This window comes from Nocardioides kribbensis, assembly GCF_015070375.1.
Taxonomy (GTDB): domain Bacteria; phylum Actinomycetota; class Actinomycetes; order Propionibacteriales; family Nocardioidaceae; genus Nocardioides; species Nocardioides kribbensis.
In genome coordinates this window covers 1,161,863-1,177,888 of the sequence record NZ_JADCLL010000001.1, presented here as the reverse complement: position 1 = coordinate 1,177,888, position 16,026 = coordinate 1,161,863, and the positions used below count along the sequence as shown (strand labels likewise).

Below are 16,026 nucleotides of genomic sequence, written 5' to 3'. Positions count from 1 at the left end.
CGTCGGCCGGGACGGGGGCGGTCGTGCCGGGCGACGTCACCGGGCGTCGGTGGGGGCCTGGCCGAACCACTTCTCGTAGATCTCGTCGTAGGAGCCGTCGTCGCGGGCGTCGGAGACCACGGTGTCGATGCTCTCCAGGAGCGGGTCGTTCTGGTCCTTGCGGACCGCGAAGCCGTAGGACTCGCCGGTGTCGAACTCGGCGGTCACGAAGAGGTCGTCGTTCTCCTTGGCCAGGTCGAGGAGGGGGCCGTTGTCCTGGATGATCGCGTCGACCTGCCCGCCCTGCACGGCGCGGGTCTGCAGGCCGAGGTCCTCGAAGGACTTGATCTCGACGCCCTCGGGGGCGTTGTCCTCGGCGTAGAGCTCGCCGGTCGTGCCGCTCATGACGCCGAGGGTCATGCCGTCGAGGGCCTCGAGGGAGTCGATGGACTCGTCGGTGGTGAGCAGGGCCTGGGTGGCGTCGAAGTACGGCTCGGAGAAGTCCACCGCCTCCTCGCGCTCGGGGGTGATCGTCATGCCGGCGGCGGCGACGTCGCACGTGCCGGAGTTGAGGGCCTGGCCGGACTGGATGCCCTCGAAGCCGGTCACCTCGACGCTCAGGTCGAGGTCGTTGGCCTCGGCGACGCGCTGCATGAGGTCCATGTCGAAGCCGACGACCTCGTCGCCCTGGCGGTACTCGAAGGGCTTGTAGGGCAGCGAGGTGCACACGGTGAGCTCGCCCTCCGAGACGACCTGGACGCCGCTCTCGGTCGTGGTGGTCTCGGTCGCGCAGGCCGTGGCGGTGAGGCCGAGGGCGCCGGCGAGGGCCAGGGTGGACAGGACGCGCTTGCTGGATCGCGGGGTCATGGGCCGACACGTTAACGATCCAAGGTCACAGCGAGGCAACGGGACCACGGCGAGAGGGCCAGGATGGAGCGGTGAGCACCTGGATCGCCTTCCTGCGCGCCATCAACCTCGGAGCGCGGCGCACGTTCCCCAAGGACGACGTGCTCGCCGCCGTGGTCGCCGCCGGCGGGCGCGACGCGGTCAGTCACCTCGGCACCGGCAACGTGCGGCTGACGCTGGAGGCCGCCTCGCGCCGCGAGGTCGAGACGGCGCTCGAGGCGGCGTTCCTGGCCGACCGGGGCTTCGAGGTGCCCACGGTGGCCCTGTCGGTCGAGGAGCTGCGCGACCTGGTCGCCGACGCCGACCGGATCGGCGCCGGCCACGCCGGCGTCCACACGGTGTCGCTGCTCAAGGCCGATCCCGACCCCGAGGCCGTGCACCGGCTGGAGGCGCCGGGGCGTGCGGGTGAGACGGCCCGCGTGGTGGGTCGGGCGGTGCACCTGCTGCTGCCCGTCGACGTGCACACCGCCCGGCTGGGCAACGCCGTCGTGGAGCGCCACCTCGGCGTCGCCACCAACCGCAACGTGCGCGTGCTGCGCACCGTGCGCGAGCGGTGGTGCGGCTGAGGCGGGGCCGGCCGGGCGCTCGCGGCGTACGGCGGGGTGTCGGTGAGGTGACGACTCGGTCGCAGGGCTCGACCGGTGTCGGTGCGCTCGGGTAGAACCGTCCCGCGCGGTGATCCCGCCGCGCGCCCACGTCTCGGGAGGACCCCCTCGATGTCGCACGCCCTGCCCGCCTCGCGCCGCACCGTCCTGACCGGTGCCGCCGCCCTCGCCGCCGCCGGCTACGTCGCCACCCCGGCCGACGCCGCCCCCGGCCTCGCCGCCAAGCCGCGCGGCGACAACCACGTCCGCCTCACCGTGCTCGGCACCACCGACCTGCACGGCAACGTCCTCAACTGGGACTACTTCAAGGACGCGGAGTTCACCAACGCCGCCGGTGACGACATCGGGCTGGCCAAGGCCCGCACCCTCATCGAGGCGGTGCGCGAGAAGCGGCGCGGCCAGGGGCCGGTCATCACCCTCGACGCCGGCGACACCCTCCAGGGCACGCCGCTGGCCTACTACTACGCACGCATCGAGAAGATCTCCCGCGACGTGGTCCACCCGATGGCCGCTGCGATGAACCTCGTCGGCTACGACGCTGCCGCCCTGGGCAACCACGAGTTCAACTACGGCATCGACACGCTGCGCACCTTCGAGAGCCAGCTCGACTTCCCGCTGCTCGGCGCCAACGTCGTCGACCCGGTCACCCAGCGCCCGGTCTTCGCGCCCTACGTCATCAAGACCGTCGCCACCGGCACCGGTCGCCGGCTCCGGGTCGGCATCCTCGGCCTCACCAACCCCGGCGTCGCGATCTGGGACAAGGCCAACGTCGAGGGGCGCATGGAGTTCCCCGGCCTGGTCGAGCAGGCCAGGAAGTTCGTGCCCGAGATGCGCCGCAAGGGCTGCGACGTCGTGATCGTCTCGGCCCACTCCGGTGCCGACACGTCCTCCTCCTACGGCGACGCGCTGCCCTACCCCGAGAACGCCTCCTCGCTGCTGGCCCAGCAGGTGCCCGGCATCGACGCGATCCTCGTGGGCCACGCTCACAAGGAGATCGCCCAGCGCTACGTCGAGAACGAGCGCACCGGCCAGCAGGTGCTGCTGTGCGAGCCGCTCTACTGGGGCATGCGGGTCGCGGTGATGGACCTCGAGCTGCGGCTGGTGCGCGACCGCAACGGTCGCGCCAAGCGCTGGAAGCTGCTCGGCGCCCGCTCGCAGACGCTCAACTCCAACACCGTCGACGCCGACGAGGAGGTCGTGGCGGCCGTGGCCGAGGCCCACCAGACCGTGCGCGACTACGTCAACTCCGTCGTCGGCACCTCGGTGGAGCGGCTGCCCGCGGCGCGCGGCGTCGTCGAGGACGTGCCGATCATCGACTTCGTCCAGTACGTCCAGGCCGACGCGGTCAAGCGGGGGCTCACCGGCGCTGACGCCGCGCTGCCGGTGCTCTCGATCGCCGCGCCCTTCAGCCGCTCGGCGGTCTTCCCGGCCGGTGAGATCACCGTGCGCGACGTCGCCGGGCTCTACGTCTTCGACAACACGCTGCTCGGGGTGCGGATCACCGGGGCCCAGCTGCGCGACTACCTCGAGTTCTCCGCCCGCTACTTCCAGCAGCTGGCCGCCGGCGACACCACCGCGAGCGTCGCCGAGCTGACCAACGCCGTCACCGCGACGGCACCGGGCGGCACCCCCGACTACAACTTCGACTCCGTGTTCGGCCTCGACGAGCCGCTGACCTACGACATCGACGTCGCCGCGGCGCCGGGCTCGCGCATCCGCGACCTCGCCTACGGCGGGGTCCCCGTCGCCGACGCCCAGGAGTTCGTGCTCGCGGTCAACAACTACCGCCAGTCCGGTGGCGGCGGCTTCCCCGCCGTCTCCACCGCGCCCGTCGTCGTCAACGGCCAGCAGGAGATCCGCCAGCTGCTCATCGACTGGGTGATCGCCAACGAGACGATCGACCCCGCCCTCTTCGCCTCCGTCGACTGGCGCCTGGTCTCCGGCGACCAGCCGGTGACCATCACCGGCTGAGCCGGGTCACCCGGCAGCTCGCGCGCCCCGCCTCCCGCGTCACTCGCCGCGGAAGGCGGGGCGACGCTTCTCGGTGAAGGCGCGCATGCCCTCGGCGGCGTCGGCGGTGCGCATCAGGGTCGACTGGCCCAGGCGCTCGCGCTCGAGGGCGGCGTCGAGCTCGGTGAGGGTGGCGGCGTTGACCGCCTTCTTGGTCGCGGCCATCGCCAGCGGCGGGCCGGCGGCCAGGCGCGCGGCGAGGGTGTCGACGAGGGCGGGGAACTCCTCGGCCGGGGCGAGGTGGCTGACCAGCCCGGCGTCGGAGGCCTCCTGGGCGCTGAGGGGGTCGGCGAGCAGGGCCATCCGCATGGCCCGGGCCCGTCCGATCGAGGCGGCGACGGAGGCCGAGGTGCCGCCGTCGGGCATGAAGCCGATCCGGGCGAAGGCCAGCAGGAAGGAGGCCTGCGAGGAGGCGACGACCAGGTCGGCGGCCAGGGCGAGGGAGCAGCCGACGCCGGCGGCCACGCCGTTGACCGCGGCGAGGACCGGCTTGTCGAGGCCGACGACGGCGCGCACGAGACGGTTGGCGCGGTCCATGGAGGTGATGTCGAAGCCCGCGATCGGGTCCTCGCCGGCGAGCTCGGCGCCGGTGGAGAACGCCGCCCCCGCGCCCGTGACGACCAGGACGCGCACGTCGTCGCGGGCCGTGGCGCCCTCGATCTCGGCGGTCAGCGCCTCGACCAGGGCGGGGGAGAGGGCGTTGTAGACCCGGGGTCGGTTCAGGGTCAGCCGCAGCACCCCGTCGGCGAGGTCGACGAGCAGGTCCTGCTCGGAGGTCTGGTCAGGCAATCTCGACACCGGCCTCGCGCAGGGCCGCGAGCGCGGCCTCGGTGGTGGCGGGGGCGACCCCGACGACCAGGTCGGTGAGCACGCGGGTGGCGAAGCCCTCGGCCACCGCGTCGAGCGCGGTGGCGCGCACGCAGTGGTCGGTGGCGATCCCGCACAGGTCGACCCGGTCCACGCCGCGCTCGCGCAGCCAGTCGGCCAGCGAGGCGCCGGTCGCGGAGCGGCCCTCGAAGCCGGAGTAGGCCGCGACGTGCTCGCCCTTGCGGAAGAGCTCCTCGAGCGGGGCCGGGTCGAGGTCGGGGTGGAGCTCGACACCGGCCGTGCCGACCTCGCAGTGCACCGGCCAGGAGTCGACGTAGTCGGGGTCGCTGGACCAGTGGGCGCCGGGGTCGACGTGGTGGTCCTGCGTGGCCACGACGTGGTCGTAGCCGTGGTCGCCGCGCAGCAGCGCGGTCACGTCGGCCGCGACCCGCGCGCCGCCGGCCACGGCCAGCGAGCCGCCCTCGCAGAAGTCGTTCTGGACGTCGACGACGATCAGTGCACGCGTCATGGTGCGAGCCTAGGCGTTGGCGGCGGCGTCCTGGACCAGGGTCGGGATCACGGCCTCGCCGCGGGTCATCGACTGCGCGGCCTCCGGCAGCTCGGCCCGCGAGCGCTCGTGCCGCCGGCGGGCGGCCTCGAGCGGCTCACGGCCCACCACCTCGCCGTCGCGCACCAGCGGCACGAGCAGCGCGCGGTCGTCGCCGTCGTCGGTGGGCGGCGCGCCGATGCCGACGACCTCGGCCTCGGCCACGCCGCCCGGCGTACGACGACGCAGCGCCCACTTGCGACCGCCCACCGAGGCCTTGTCGGGGGAGCGCTTGGCCACCGGCTCCAGCTCGCCCGACGCGCCCTCGCGCGCCACCAGCTTGTAGACGAAGCCGCAGGTGGGGTGCCCGCTGCCGGTGACCAGCTGCGTGCCGACGCCGTAGCCGTCCACGGGGGCGGAGGCCAGCGAGGCGATGGCGTACTCGTCGAGGTCGGAGGTCACCACGATGCGGGTGTCGTGGGCGCCGAGGTCGTCGAGCTGCGCGCGCACCCGGTGGGCCAGCACGCCCAGGTCGCCGGAGTCGAGGCGCACCGCGCCGAGCCCCGGGCCGGCGACCTCGACCCCGAGGCGCACGGCCTCGGCCACGTCGTAGGTGTCGACGAGCAGGGTGGTGCCGACGCCGAGGGAGTCCACCTGGGCGCGGAAGGCGTCGCGCTCGGAGTCGTGCAGCAGTGTGAAGCTGTGGGCGCTGGTGCCGGTGGAGGGCACGCCGTAGCGCTGGCGGGCGGCGAGGTTGGAGGTGGCGGCGAAGCCGGCGACGTGGGCGGCCCGGGCCGCGGCGACCGCTGCCTCCTCGTGGGTGCGGCGCGAGCCCATCTCGATGCAGGGCCGGCCCCGGGCGGCCAGCGTCATCCGCGAGGCGGCGGAGGCGATGGCGGAGTCGTGGTTGTAGATCGACAGCAGGAGCGTCTCGAGCAGCACCGCCTCGGCGAAGGAGGCCTCCACCACCATCAGCGGGGAGTGGGGGAGGTAGACCTCGCCCTCGGGGTAGCCCCAGGCGTCGCCGGTGAAGCGGTAGCCGGCCAGCCACGCCCGTGTCGGCTCGTCGACGACGCCGTCGAGGGCGCCCAGCACGTCGTCGTCGAAGCGGAAGTCCTCGAGCGCGTCGAGGGCCCGCCCGACGCCGGCGACCACGCCGTAGCGCCGGCCCTCCGGGAGGCGCCGCGGGAAGAGCTCGAAGACCGCCCGCCGGTGCGCCGTGCCCGAGGCGAGGGCCGCCTGGAGCATGGTCAGCTCGTAGTGGTCGGTCATCAGCGCCGTCGAGGAGCGGGTCACGGGGGCCAGCGTAGGCGTGTGCGAGCATGGAGACGTGTCCGCGCCCAGCCCTGTCGAGGTCGAGCCGACCCTCACCCCCGACGAGATGGTCCTCCCCGCGACCCCGTGGGTGACGATCGTGTGGAACGACCCGGTCAACCTCATGTCCTACGTCTCCTACGTGTTCCAGAAGCACTTCGGCTACTCGAGGAAGAAGGCCGAGAAGCTGATGATGGAGGTGCACGAGGACGGCAAGTCGGCGGTCTCCTCGGGCAGCCGCGAGGAGATGGAGCGCGACGTGCAGGCCATGCACGAGTACGGCCTGTGGGCCACGATGGAGAAGCAGGAATGAGCGGCTTCGCCCGCCACCGCCGCAGCCGCCGCGTCATCGCCACCTTCACCGGCTTCGAGGCCGACCTGCTGCGCTCCCTGGCCTCCCAGCTCGTGGAGCTGCTGCGCAACGAGGCCGCGGTGCCCCGCGAGGACCAGGACCCCTTCGAGGCGATGATGGACTTCTCGGGCCCGGAGACCGAGCCCGAGGACCCGGTGCTGGCGCGGCTCTTCCCCACCGCCTACCGCGAGGACCCCGAGGCGGCCGCGGAGTTCCGCCGCTTCACCGAGGGCGGTCTGCGCGACGGCAAGGCGGCCGCCGCGGTCGCGATCATCGACGGTCTCGAGGAGGCCGGGCTGCCGCCCGAGCTCAGCGAGGACGGCCTGATGATCGACGTCGAGCTCGACGAGCCGACCGCCGAGACCTGGATGCGCTCCTTCACCGACCTGCGCCTGGCCCTGGCCACCCGGCTGGGGATCGAGGACGACGACGAGGACTACTGGGCCTCGCTGCCCGACGACGACCCGCGCTCGCAGGCCCACGACATCTACGACTGGGTCGGCTACCTGCAGGAGACCCTCGTCGGGGCGCTGTCGCGGTGACCGGACGGTGAGGTCCCGCACGCGGCCCGGGTCGGCCGTCGCCGCCGGGCTCGCCACGCTGGTCGTGCTGGCCGTGCTCGCCTCCGGGTGCTCCGCGGGCGAGGAGGCCGCGTCGACCGCGCAGCCCACGTCGCCCGCCGTCGCGGAGGCCGTCGCCGCGCCCTCCGTGGTCGTCGGCGAGCCGCAGTGGACCACCCTCGACTCCAGCCTGGGCGCTGCCGTGCCGGCCGGGGTGGGGGAGCGCTCGATCCTGGTGCGCGGCGACGCCTCCGACGGGTCGGGCCCCGCGCTGCAGGTCGTGGACCGCGCCACCGGGGAGACCCGCTGGGAGCGCACCGGCGCGCAGCCGCTGGTGGTGGGCGACGGGGCCGACCGCGTCACCCTCGACCTCTCCGACGCCCGCCTCGGCCGCGACGCCGGCCTCCCCGTGATCGTGCCGTACGCCGAGGGGCGCCGACGCGGTCTCGTGGCGCTGTCGCAGGGCGACGGGTCCTACCGGTGGCGCTGGTCGCCGCCGGCCGGGCTGGCGGCGCGCACCGCCGGCGTCGGGTCGGACGTCGTCGTGGTGCGGGTGGCGCCACCCGGGCGCGTCGACGACCCGACCGGCCGCCCCGACGACGTGAGCACCCTCGGCCTCGACCTGACCACCGGCGAGGTGCGCTGGCGGGTCGACGGCGTGGCGGGCGCCGCGGCCACCGGCGGCGTGGTCGTGGCATCGGTGCCCTCGACCGCGTCCGGTGCCCAGACGGTCGTGCTGCTCGACGACGCGACGGGGGAGGAGACCTGGCGCTCCCCGCAGCCGGGCTACTTCGCCGGCGGCACCGACGACGTCTACGCCCTCACCGTGCCCGGTCAGGCCGGCGCCGTGCTCGTCGACGCCGCGACCGAGCGCGTGGAGCAGCTCCAGACCGGCGTCGCCGCGGGCTCCGGGGTCGGCGGCGACGCGCTGCTGGCCTGGGTGGAGGCCGACCACGAGAGCGGGGCGGTCGAGCTGGCCACGCTGGCCTCCGGCGAGGACCGGCCGGTGACCGCGCCCCTGCCGGCGACGGTGCTGACCGACGCCTCGCCGCGGCTGCTCGGCACGACGCTGGGCCACGTGGTCGTGCAGGGCGCCGACGGCGTCTGGCTGCTCGACCGGGCCGGGCGCCTCGCCGGCGAGCAGGTGCCGGGCCGCCTCGACCGGGTCCTGGCCGACGGGCTGGTGCTGGTGACCGGCACCGTCGACGGCGCCCCGGCGTACGAGGTGCTGGGCCTGGAGACCGGGCCCTGACCCGGGGCCCTAGGCTGGGCGCGTGCTGACCATCGACCGGGCGACCTACGACGCCATCGTGGCCCACGCCAAGCGCGACCACCCCGACGAGGCCTGCGGCGTCGTCGCCGGCCCCGAGGGCAGCGACCGCCCCGAGCGGCTGGTCGAGATGGTCAACGCCGCGGGGAGCCCGACGTTCTACGAGTTCGACTCCACCGACCTCTTCCAGCTCTACAAGGAGATGGACGCGCGCGACGAGGAGCCGGTGGTCGTCTACCACTCCCACACCGCCACCGAGGCCTACCCCAGCCGCACCGACGTGGGCCTGGCCAGCGAGCCGAACGCCCACTACGTGCTGGTCAGCACCCGGGACTGCTTCACCGACGACGGGAATAACGACGGTCCCGTGGAGTTCAGGTCCTACAGGATCGTCGACGGCGAGGTGACCGAGGAAGAGGTCGCGGTCGTCGACGCCCTGCCCCGCACGAGCCAGCCCGCCTGACCCCGCTGCACCGCACCCCACCACCGAGGAGTCACCACCCATGGCCATCGAGGTCCGCATCCCGACCATCCTGCGCACCTACACCGGCGGCGAGAAGGCCGTCCACGGTGAGGGAGCCAGCCTGACCGCGCTGATCGACGACCTCGAGGCCCACCACCCCGGCATCAAGGACCGCCTCATCGACGACGGCGACCTGCGCCGCTTCGTCAACGTCTACATCAACGACGAGGACGTCCGCTTCATCGGCGGCCTCGAGGCGCCCCTCAGCGACGGCGACCAGGTCGTCGTGCTGCCGGCCGTCGCCGGCGGCTGACGCACGGAGCGTGGAGCCGATGACCGAGCGTCGCACCTACGTCCTCGTCGACGGCGAGAACATCGACGCCACGCTCGGCAACTCCCTGCTGGGGCGTCGGCCCACGCCCGAGGAGCGGCCGCGATGGGAGCGCGTGACCGCCTTCGCCGAGGAGCAGTGGGGCCAGCCGGTCACCGGCCTGTTCTTCCTCAACGCCAGCAACGGCCACCTGCCGGCCAGCTTCGTGCAGGCCCTGCTGGCCCTCGACTACCGCCCGGTGCCGCTGGCCGGCCGCGCTGACGAGAAGGTCGTCGACATCGGCATCCAGCGCACGCTGGACGCGCTGCTCTCACGCGACGCCGACGTGATGCTGGTCAGCCACGACAGCGACTTCGCGCCGCACGTCCAGCGGCTGCTCACCGGCCCCCGCCGCGTCGGGCTCATGGCGCTGCGGGAGTACACCTCCACGCACCTCAGCGCCCTCGACGTCGAGCTCTACGACCTCGAGGACGACGTGGCCGCCTTCAACGTCCCCCTGCCCCGGGTCCGCATCATCGACCTGGACGCCTTCGACCCCGAGACCTTCCTGCGGTAGCCGCCGCGGGCCTGGAGCCACCATGCGCTACGACAACCTGCTCGCCTCCGTCGGCGGCACCCCGCTCGTCGGGCTGCCGCGGCTCTCGCCGAGCGCCGACGTCCGGCTGTGGGCCAAGCTCGAGGACCGCAACCCCACCGGCTCGGTCAAGGACCGCCCGGCGCTGAAGATGATCGAGGAGGCGGAGAAGGACGGCACGCTGCGCCCCGGCTGCACGATCCTCGAGCCGACCTCGGGCAACACCGGCATCTCGCTGGCCATGGCGGCGAAGCTCAAGGGCTACCGCATCGTGTGCGTCATGCCGGAGAACACCTCCGAGGAGCGCCGCCAGCTGCTGCGCATGTGGGGCGCGGAGATCATCTCCTCCCCGGCCGCCGGCGGCTCCAACGAGGCCGTGCGCGTGGCCAAGCGCGTCGCCGAGGAGCACCCCGACTGGGTGATGCTCTACCAGTACGGCAACGCCGCCAACGCCCTCGCCCACGAGGAGGGCACCGGCCCCGAGCTGCTGGCCGACCTGCCCTCGATCACCCACTTCGTGGCCGGGCTGGGCACCACCGGCACGCTCATGGGCACCAGCCGCTTCTTCCGCCGCGCCAAGCCCGACGTGCGCATCGTCGCCGCGGAGCCCCGCTACGGCGAGCTGGTCTACGGCCTGCGCAACCTCGACGAGGGCTTCGTGCCCGAGCTCTACGACGCCGACCTCATCGACTCCCGCTTCTCAGTGGGCCCGCGCGACGCCGTGCGCCGGGTGCGCGAGCTGCTCGAGCTCGAGGGCATCTTCGCCGGCATCTCCACCGGCGCGATCCTCCACGCCGCGCTGGGTCAGGCCGCGAAGGCGGTCAAGGCCGGCGAGAGCGCCGACATCGCCTTCATCGTCTGCGACGGCGGCTGGAAGTACCTCTCCACCGGCGCCTACGAGGGCACGATCGACGAGGCCGAGGACAAGCTCGAGGGCCAGCTCTGGGCCTAGGGCGAGCCGGGTCGTGCGATGCGTGCGCGCAGGACATAACCTTCACGACGTGCCGCCCCTCGCCCCCGACCCGGACGCCCCCGTCGGGATCTTCGACTCCGGGTTCGGCGGGCTGACCGTGGCCCGCTCGGTCATCGACCAGCTGCCCCACGAGTCGGTGCTCTACGTCGGCGACACCGCACGCCAGCCCTACGGCCCCAAGCCCATCGGCGAGGTGCGCGAGTACGCCCTGGAGTGCCTCGACCACCTCGTGGCCCAGGGCGTCAAGGCGCTCGTCATCGCCTGCAACTCCGCCAGCGCCGCGATGCTGCGCGACGCACGCGAGCGCTACGACGTGCCGGTGGTCGAGGTGATCCTGCCCGCCACCCGCCGCGCCGTCGCCGCCAGCCGCACCGGCCGCATCGGCGTGATCTGCACCCGTGCGACCGCGGAGTCCCAGGCCTACGACGACGCCTTCGCCGCCGCGCCGCACGTGGAGCTCACCACCCGGGCCTGCCCGCGCTTCGTCGACTTCGTCGAGGCCGGGGTCACCGGGGGCGAGGAGCTGCTGGCGGTGGCCCACGAGTACCTCGACCCGCTCACCTCCGCCGGCGTCGACACCCTCATCCTCGGCTGCACCCACTACCCCCTGCTCACCGGCGTCATCTCCTACGTCATGGGCGACCAGGTCACCCTCGTCAGCAGCGCCGAGGAGTGCGGCAAGGACGTCTACAAGATGCTGCTGCGCACCGGTCTGGCCCGCGCCGGCGGGGAGCCCTCCCACCGCTTCCTCACCACCGGCTCGCCCACGGAGTTCGAGTCGATCGGGCGGCGCTTCCTGGGCCCGGAGATGCACGCCGCCAGCCAGTTCGCCGGAGGGCTGGCGTGAGCGCGATGCGGCTCACCGTCGTGGGGTGCTCGGGCTCCTACCCCGGCCCCGACTCGCCGGCCAGCTGCTACCTGCTCGAGGCCGAGCACGACGACGGCACGGGCGCGCGCACCTGGCGCGTGCTGCTCGACCTCGGCAGCGGCGCGCTCGGGGCCCTGCACCGCTACGCCGACCCGCTCGCCGTCGACGCGGTGCTGCTCAGCCACCTGCACGCCGACCACTGCCTGGACCTGTCGGGCTACTACGTGATGCGCAAGTACCACCCCACCGGCCCGCAGCCGCGGATCCCCGTGTGGGGTCCCTCCGACACCGCCGACCGGATGGCCCGGGCCTACGACCTGCCCGTCGACCCCGGCATGCACGAGGAGTTCGACTTCCGCACCTGGGAGCCGGTCGTGCAGGTGGGCCCCTTCACGGTGCGCGCGGTGCCTGTGGACCACCCGGTCGAGGCCTTCGGCCTGCGGGTCGAGGTGGCCGGCGCCACCCTGGCCTACAGCGGCGACACCGGCCCCTGCGCGGGGCTCGACGAGATCAGCGTCGACGCCGACCTGCTGCTGGCCGAGGCGTCCTTCCGCTCCTGCGACGACAACCCCGCCTCGCTGCACCTCACCGGCACCGACTGCGGCGAGGTGGCCACGCGCAGCCGCGCCCGCCGCCTCGTGCTCACCCACGTGCCGCCGTGGTTCGACCCCGCCGACATGCTCGCCGAGGCCGTCGCCGCCTACGACGGGCCCGTGGAGCTGGCGGCCGCGGGCACGACGTACGAGATCTGAGGCGGGCCCGACCGGACCTAGAGGAGGCCGGCGTCGTGCACGCAGATGGCGATCTGCACCCGGTTGGTGGCGCCGAGCTTGTCGAAGAGCCGCGAGACGTGGGCCTTGACCGTCGGCACCGACAGGTGCAGGGCCGCCGCGATCTCGGCGTTGCTGTGGCCCCGGCCCACGCACAGCGCCACCTCGAGCTCGCGCTCGGTGAGGGCGCGCAGGCGCCGCGTGGCCGCGGCCTCCCGGTCGTCGGGCGCCTGCTCGCGCAGCCGGTCGATGAGGGTGCGGGTCACCGACGGCGAGAGCATCGGGTCGCCGGCCGCGACGCAGCGCACGGCGGCCACGATCTGCGCCGGCGGGGTGTCCTTGAGCAGGAAGCCGTCGGCGCCGGCGCCCAGCGCCCCCACGACGTGCTCGTCGGCGTCGAAGGTGGTGAGCACGATGACCCGCGGTGGGTGAGGGGCGCGGTGCAGCTCGCGGGTGGCGTCGAGGCCGTTGAGGCGCGGCATGCGGATGTCCATGAGCACGACGTCGGGGGAGAGGTCGGCCACGCGGGCCAGCGCCTCGCGGCCGTCGACGGCCTCGCCGACGACCTCGAGGTCCTCCTGGCCGCCCAGCATCAGCACCAGCGCCGAGCGCACCAGGGGGTCGTCGTCGACCACCAGCACCCGCACCGCGGTCTCGCCGGTCAGGCCGCCCACGGCAGCCACCCCCGCAGCACGAAGGCGTCGGCGTCGCGGCGGTGCTCCAGGCGCCCACCGCGCAGCGCGGCCCGCTCCGAGAGCCCGACCAGGCCCAGGCCCGCCCCGGGAGGCGCGGCCGCGGCGGCGAAGCCGAGGCGGTTGCGCAGCTCCACGGCGATCCCGTCGTCGGGCGAGCCGCTGAGGCTGATCAGCAGCGTCGCGCCGGGGGCGTGCTTGCGGGCGTTGGTGATGCCCTCCTGCACGATGCGGTAGAGCGCCCGGCCGAGCGCGTCGGGCACCCCGTCGGCCCCGTCGGCGGCGCGCACGTCGTCGGCGTACTCCACGCGCAGGCCGGCCGCCTCGGCGTCGGCCACCAGGGCGCGCAGGTCGGCGTAGGTGGGCTGGGGGGCGTCGAGGGCGTTGCCCTCGTCGTCGCGCAGCACGCCCAGCACGGTCCGCAGGTCGGTGAGGGCCTGGTGGGCCGTGGTCTGGATGACCTCGGCGCTGGCGCGCATGTCGGCGGCGGTGAGGTCGTCGCGGAAGGTGAGGGCGCCGGCGTGCAGCGAGATCTGCGAGATCCGGTGGGCCAGCACGTCGTGCATCTCGCGGGCGATGCGCGAGCGCTCCTGGCCGCGGGCCTGGCCCACCCGCAGCTCCTGCTCGGCCTCGGCCCGCTCGGCGCGGTGGCGCAGGGTCCACAGCAGCTCGCGGCGCGAGCCGATGTACATGCCCCAGCCCATGCTGGCCGCCACCGCGATGACCGTGGCGGTCAGCGAGATCCAGAACGGGTCGTCGACCGCCGAGGGCTCGAGCTCGGTGTAGAGCATCGAGGCCACCACGGCGACCAGCGAGGTCGCGACGATCGGCACCAGGCGGCGGCGGGTGGCCATCGAGACCGCCGCGAGCGTGGCGGGTCCGGCGGCCACGCCGGAGACCACCGCCATCGCGTTGGTCGCCACCGCCACCGTCACCGGCCACCGGCGGCGCCCCACCACCACGACGTAGGACGCCAGGCCGACGCCGAGGTCGAGCCAGAACAGCACCGGCATGACGTCGAGCTGCTCGGGGGCGAACTGCGGCCACACGATGGCACTGATCACCACGCACAGCAGCAGCCGCCACCCGTGGCGCCACCACGACAGCGGCGGCTGGTAGTCCTCGGGGTTCGGCCGCTGCACGTCACCAGGCTAGGGCGTCGCGACCCCGCCGGGCAGCGCCCCCGGTCGCGCCCACCCCCTACTTTGGTCACGCCACCGCAGCCCGGGGTCCGGTGTGCGCCCGCGCCGTGGCGGGCAGGGTGGTCGCATGATCTCAGTCGAAGGACTCACCAGGACGTACGGCGCGTTCACCGCCGTCGACGACGTCAGCTTCACCTGCCAGCCCGGCCGGGTCACCGGCTTCCTCGGGCCCAACGGCGCGGGCAAGACCACCACCATGCGGGTCATGGTCGGCCTCACCCCGCCCACCCACGGGCGCGTCACCATCGGCGGCCACCTCTACCGCGACATCCCCAACCCCGGCCGCCACGTCGGGGTGCTCCTCGACGCCTCGGCCCAGCACGCGGGCCGCACCGGGCGCGAGATCCTCACGATCGGTGCCCGGACGATGGGGCTGCCCGCCTCGCGCGTCGACGAGATGCTCGCCCTGGTCTCCCTCGACGACAAGGAGGCCGGTCGCCGCCTGCGCAACTACTCCCTCGGCATGAAGCAGCGCCTCGGCATCGCCCACGCGCTGCTCGGCGACCCGTCGGTGCTGATCCTCGACGAGCCCGCCAACGGCCTCGACCCCGCCGGCATCCGCTGGATGCGCGGCCTGCTCAAGGGCTACGCCGAGCGCGGCGGCACGGTGCTGCTCTCCAGCCACCTGCTGCACGAGGTCGAGATCATCGCCGACGAGATGATCCTCATCGGGCGCGGCAGGATCGTGGCCCAGGGCGACAAGAAGACCCTGCTGGCCGGCGAGCACGCCTCCACCCTCGTCACCTCGCTCGACAACCGGGCCCTGGCCGACGCCCTCGTCGCTCGCCGGGTCGAGGTCACGCCCGCCGGCGACGGCCTGCGCGCGGAGTGCGAGGCCGTCGAGGTCGGCCGCGCCGCCCTCGAGGCCGGCGTCGTGCTCACCGACCTGCGCACCGGCTCCGCCGGCCTGGAGGACCTCTTCCTCCAGCTCACCTCCGACACCCAGCGTGACGCCGTCGCGCCCGCCCCCGCCACGGAAGGACACCTGGCATGAGCGCCACCTCCGCCCCGCTCCCCACCCTCGACGTCTCGCAGACCCCCGCGGTGCCCTTCGGGCGCCTGGTCTCGGTGGAGCTGCGCAAGAGCTTCGACACCCGAGCCGGTCGCGCCTACAGCCTCAGCGTCGTCGGGCTGTGCGTCGTCGTGATGCTGGTCATCGCCCTGCTCTTCGACGAGGGCTTCCAGGACTTCAGCGACTTCCTGCTCGCCATGGGCGGCACGCTGGGGTTCTTCCTGCCGATCATCCCGATCCTGCTGGTCACCGGTGAGTTCGGCCAGCGCACCGGCCTGGTGACCTTCACCCTCGAGCCCCGACGGCCCCGGATCGTCGCGGCCAAGCTGAGCGCCGGGCTGATCATCTCCCTGGGCGTGCTGGTGCTCGCGGCCGTGATCGCCGCGGTCGGGGCGGTGCTGGCCTCGCTGCGAGGCTTCGAGGTGTCCTGGTCGCTGGAGTACAGCCAGGTGCAGAACTTCGTGCTCGCCAACCTCATCGGCGTGCTGATCGGCTTCGCGCTGGCGATGCTGCTGATGAACACCCCGGCGGCGATCGTCGGCTACTTCGTCTACTCCCTCATCATCCCCACCGTCGTGGGCATCATCGGCGCCTTCGTCGGCTGGTTCCAGGACCTCACGCCCTGGATCGAGCTCAACACCGCCCAGACCCCGCTCTTCACCGGCGACTTCCGGCCCTCGGGCGAGGAGTGGGCGCAGCTGGCCACGGCCAGCATCATCTGGCTGGTCGTGCCGCTGACCTTCGGCATCCTGCGCCTGCTGCGCGCCGAGATGAAGTGAGGCGCCGTTAGG

General features: G+C 73.7%; 19 protein-coding genes. 13 read left to right on the top strand and 6 right to left on the bottom strand.

What is annotated here, in order from left to right; translation table 11 throughout:
• Positions 1-36: 36 nt before the first annotated feature.
• Entirely contained in the window at positions 37-846 is an 810-nt protein-coding gene (locus tag IR170_RS05395) for a transporter substrate-binding domain-containing protein (RefSeq protein ID WP_193661450.1), read from the bottom strand.
• 71 nt (positions 847-917) lie between these two features.
• Here IR170_RS05395 and IR170_RS05390 point away from each other — a divergent pair, with 71 nt between their 5' ends.
• Positions 918-1,451 carry a DUF1697 domain-containing protein gene (locus IR170_RS05390; RefSeq protein ID WP_193661449.1) on the top strand — a complete coding sequence of 178 codons (534 nt, stop codon included), beginning with the start codon at positions 918-920 and terminating at the stop codon, positions 1,449-1,451.
• 150 nt (positions 1,452-1,601) lie between these two features.
• Positions 1,602-3,461 (top strand): bifunctional metallophosphatase/5'-nucleotidase, encoded by a 1,860-nt coding sequence (locus IR170_RS05385; RefSeq protein ID WP_193661448.1) that lies wholly within the window; start codon positions 1,602-1,604, stop codon positions 3,459-3,461.
• Between the two features lie 39 nt (positions 3,462-3,500).
• On the opposite strand, the gene IR170_RS05380 is transcribed toward IR170_RS05385, so the two are convergent.
• From IR170_RS05380 to IR170_RS05370, 3 genes are read right to left on the bottom strand one after another with little or no spacing between them, the layout of a single operon-like run.
• Positions 3,501-4,289 (bottom strand): enoyl-CoA hydratase, encoded by a 789-nt coding sequence (locus tag IR170_RS05380; RefSeq protein WP_193661447.1) that lies wholly within the window; start codon positions 4,287-4,289, stop codon positions 3,501-3,503.
• Entirely contained in the window at positions 4,282-4,836 is a 555-nt protein-coding gene (locus tag IR170_RS05375; RefSeq protein WP_193661446.1) for an isochorismatase family protein, read from the bottom strand. The genes IR170_RS05380 and IR170_RS05375 overlap by 8 nt, the downstream gene beginning before the upstream one ends.
• Positions 4,837-4,845: 9 nt before the next feature.
• Positions 4,846-6,150 (bottom strand): nicotinate phosphoribosyltransferase, encoded by a 1,305-nt coding sequence (locus IR170_RS05370; RefSeq protein WP_319804913.1) that lies wholly within the window; start codon positions 6,148-6,150, stop codon positions 4,846-4,848.
• Positions 6,151-6,184: 34 nt separating this feature from the next.
• Here IR170_RS05370 and clpS point away from each other — a divergent pair, with 34 nt between their 5' ends.
• The 9 genes from clpS to IR170_RS05325 are packed head-to-tail and all read left to right on the top strand — an operon-like array spanning position 6,185 to position 12,311.
• Entirely contained in the window at positions 6,185-6,481 is a 297-nt protein-coding gene (gene clpS / locus IR170_RS05365; protein WP_082502739.1) for an ATP-dependent Clp protease adapter ClpS, read from the top strand.
• On the top strand, positions 6,478-7,062 hold the full coding sequence (locus IR170_RS05360) for a DUF2017 domain-containing protein (protein WP_056863657.1): 585 nt from the start codon (positions 6,478-6,480) through the stop codon (positions 7,060-7,062). The genes clpS and IR170_RS05360 overlap by 4 nt, the downstream gene beginning before the upstream one ends.
• A 7-nt stretch (positions 7,063-7,069) precedes the next feature.
• Complete coding sequence (locus IR170_RS05355; RefSeq protein ID WP_193661444.1) at positions 7,070-8,332, top strand: hypothetical protein; 1,263 nt, start codon at positions 7,070-7,072, stop codon at positions 8,330-8,332.
• Positions 8,333-8,354: 22 nt separating this feature from the next.
• On the top strand, positions 8,355-8,813 hold the full coding sequence (locus IR170_RS05350; RefSeq protein ID WP_193661443.1) for a Mov34/MPN/PAD-1 family protein: 459 nt from the start codon (positions 8,355-8,357) through the stop codon (positions 8,811-8,813).
• A gap of 40 nt (positions 8,814-8,853) precedes the next feature.
• On the top strand, positions 8,854-9,126 hold the full coding sequence (locus IR170_RS05345; protein WP_056863660.1) for a MoaD/ThiS family protein: 273 nt from the start codon (positions 8,854-8,856) through the stop codon (positions 9,124-9,126).
• Between the two features lie 19 nt (positions 9,127-9,145).
• Positions 9,146-9,700: an NYN domain-containing protein gene (locus IR170_RS05340; protein WP_193661442.1), complete on the top strand. Its 555-nt coding sequence runs from the start codon at positions 9,146-9,148 to the stop codon at positions 9,698-9,700.
• 22 nt (positions 9,701-9,722) lie between these two features.
• Entirely contained in the window at positions 9,723-10,670 is a 948-nt protein-coding gene (locus tag IR170_RS05335) for a PLP-dependent cysteine synthase family protein (protein WP_056863662.1), read from the top strand.
• Between the two features lie 49 nt (positions 10,671-10,719).
• Positions 10,720-11,538, top strand: coding sequence for a glutamate racemase (murI, locus tag IR170_RS05330; protein ID WP_193661441.1), 819 nt, complete (start codon positions 10,720-10,722; stop codon positions 11,536-11,538).
• Positions 11,539-11,543: 5 nt separating this feature from the next.
• Complete coding sequence (locus IR170_RS05325; RefSeq protein ID WP_193661616.1) at positions 11,544-12,311, top strand: MBL fold metallo-hydrolase; 768 nt, start codon at positions 11,544-11,546, stop codon at positions 12,309-12,311.
• A gap of 17 nt (positions 12,312-12,328) precedes the next feature.
• On the opposite strand, the gene IR170_RS05320 is transcribed toward IR170_RS05325, so the two are convergent.
• On the bottom strand, positions 12,329-13,003 hold the full coding sequence (locus tag IR170_RS05320) for a response regulator transcription factor (RefSeq protein WP_308196139.1): 675 nt from the start codon (positions 13,001-13,003) through the stop codon (positions 12,329-12,331).
• The gene (locus tag IR170_RS05315) at positions 12,991-14,163 is read right to left on the bottom strand and encodes a sensor histidine kinase (protein WP_193661440.1); all 1,173 of its coding nucleotides are present in this window, start codon (positions 14,161-14,163) and stop codon (positions 12,991-12,993) included. Before IR170_RS05315 ends, IR170_RS05320 begins: the two co-directional genes overlap by 13 nt.
• A 127-nt stretch (positions 14,164-14,290) precedes the next feature.
• Between IR170_RS05315 and IR170_RS05310 the strand changes: the two genes are divergently transcribed.
• Together IR170_RS05310 and IR170_RS05305 are read left to right on the top strand one after the other, a co-directional pair.
• Positions 14,291-15,217 carry an ABC transporter ATP-binding protein gene (locus IR170_RS05310; protein WP_193661439.1) on the top strand — a complete coding sequence of 309 codons (927 nt, stop codon included), beginning with the start codon at positions 14,291-14,293 and terminating at the stop codon, positions 15,215-15,217.
• Positions 15,214-16,014: an ABC transporter permease gene (locus IR170_RS05305; protein WP_056863667.1), complete on the top strand. Its 801-nt coding sequence runs from the start codon at positions 15,214-15,216 to the stop codon at positions 16,012-16,014. The genes IR170_RS05310 and IR170_RS05305 overlap by 4 nt, the downstream gene beginning before the upstream one ends.
• Positions 16,015-16,026: the final 12 nt, after the last annotated feature.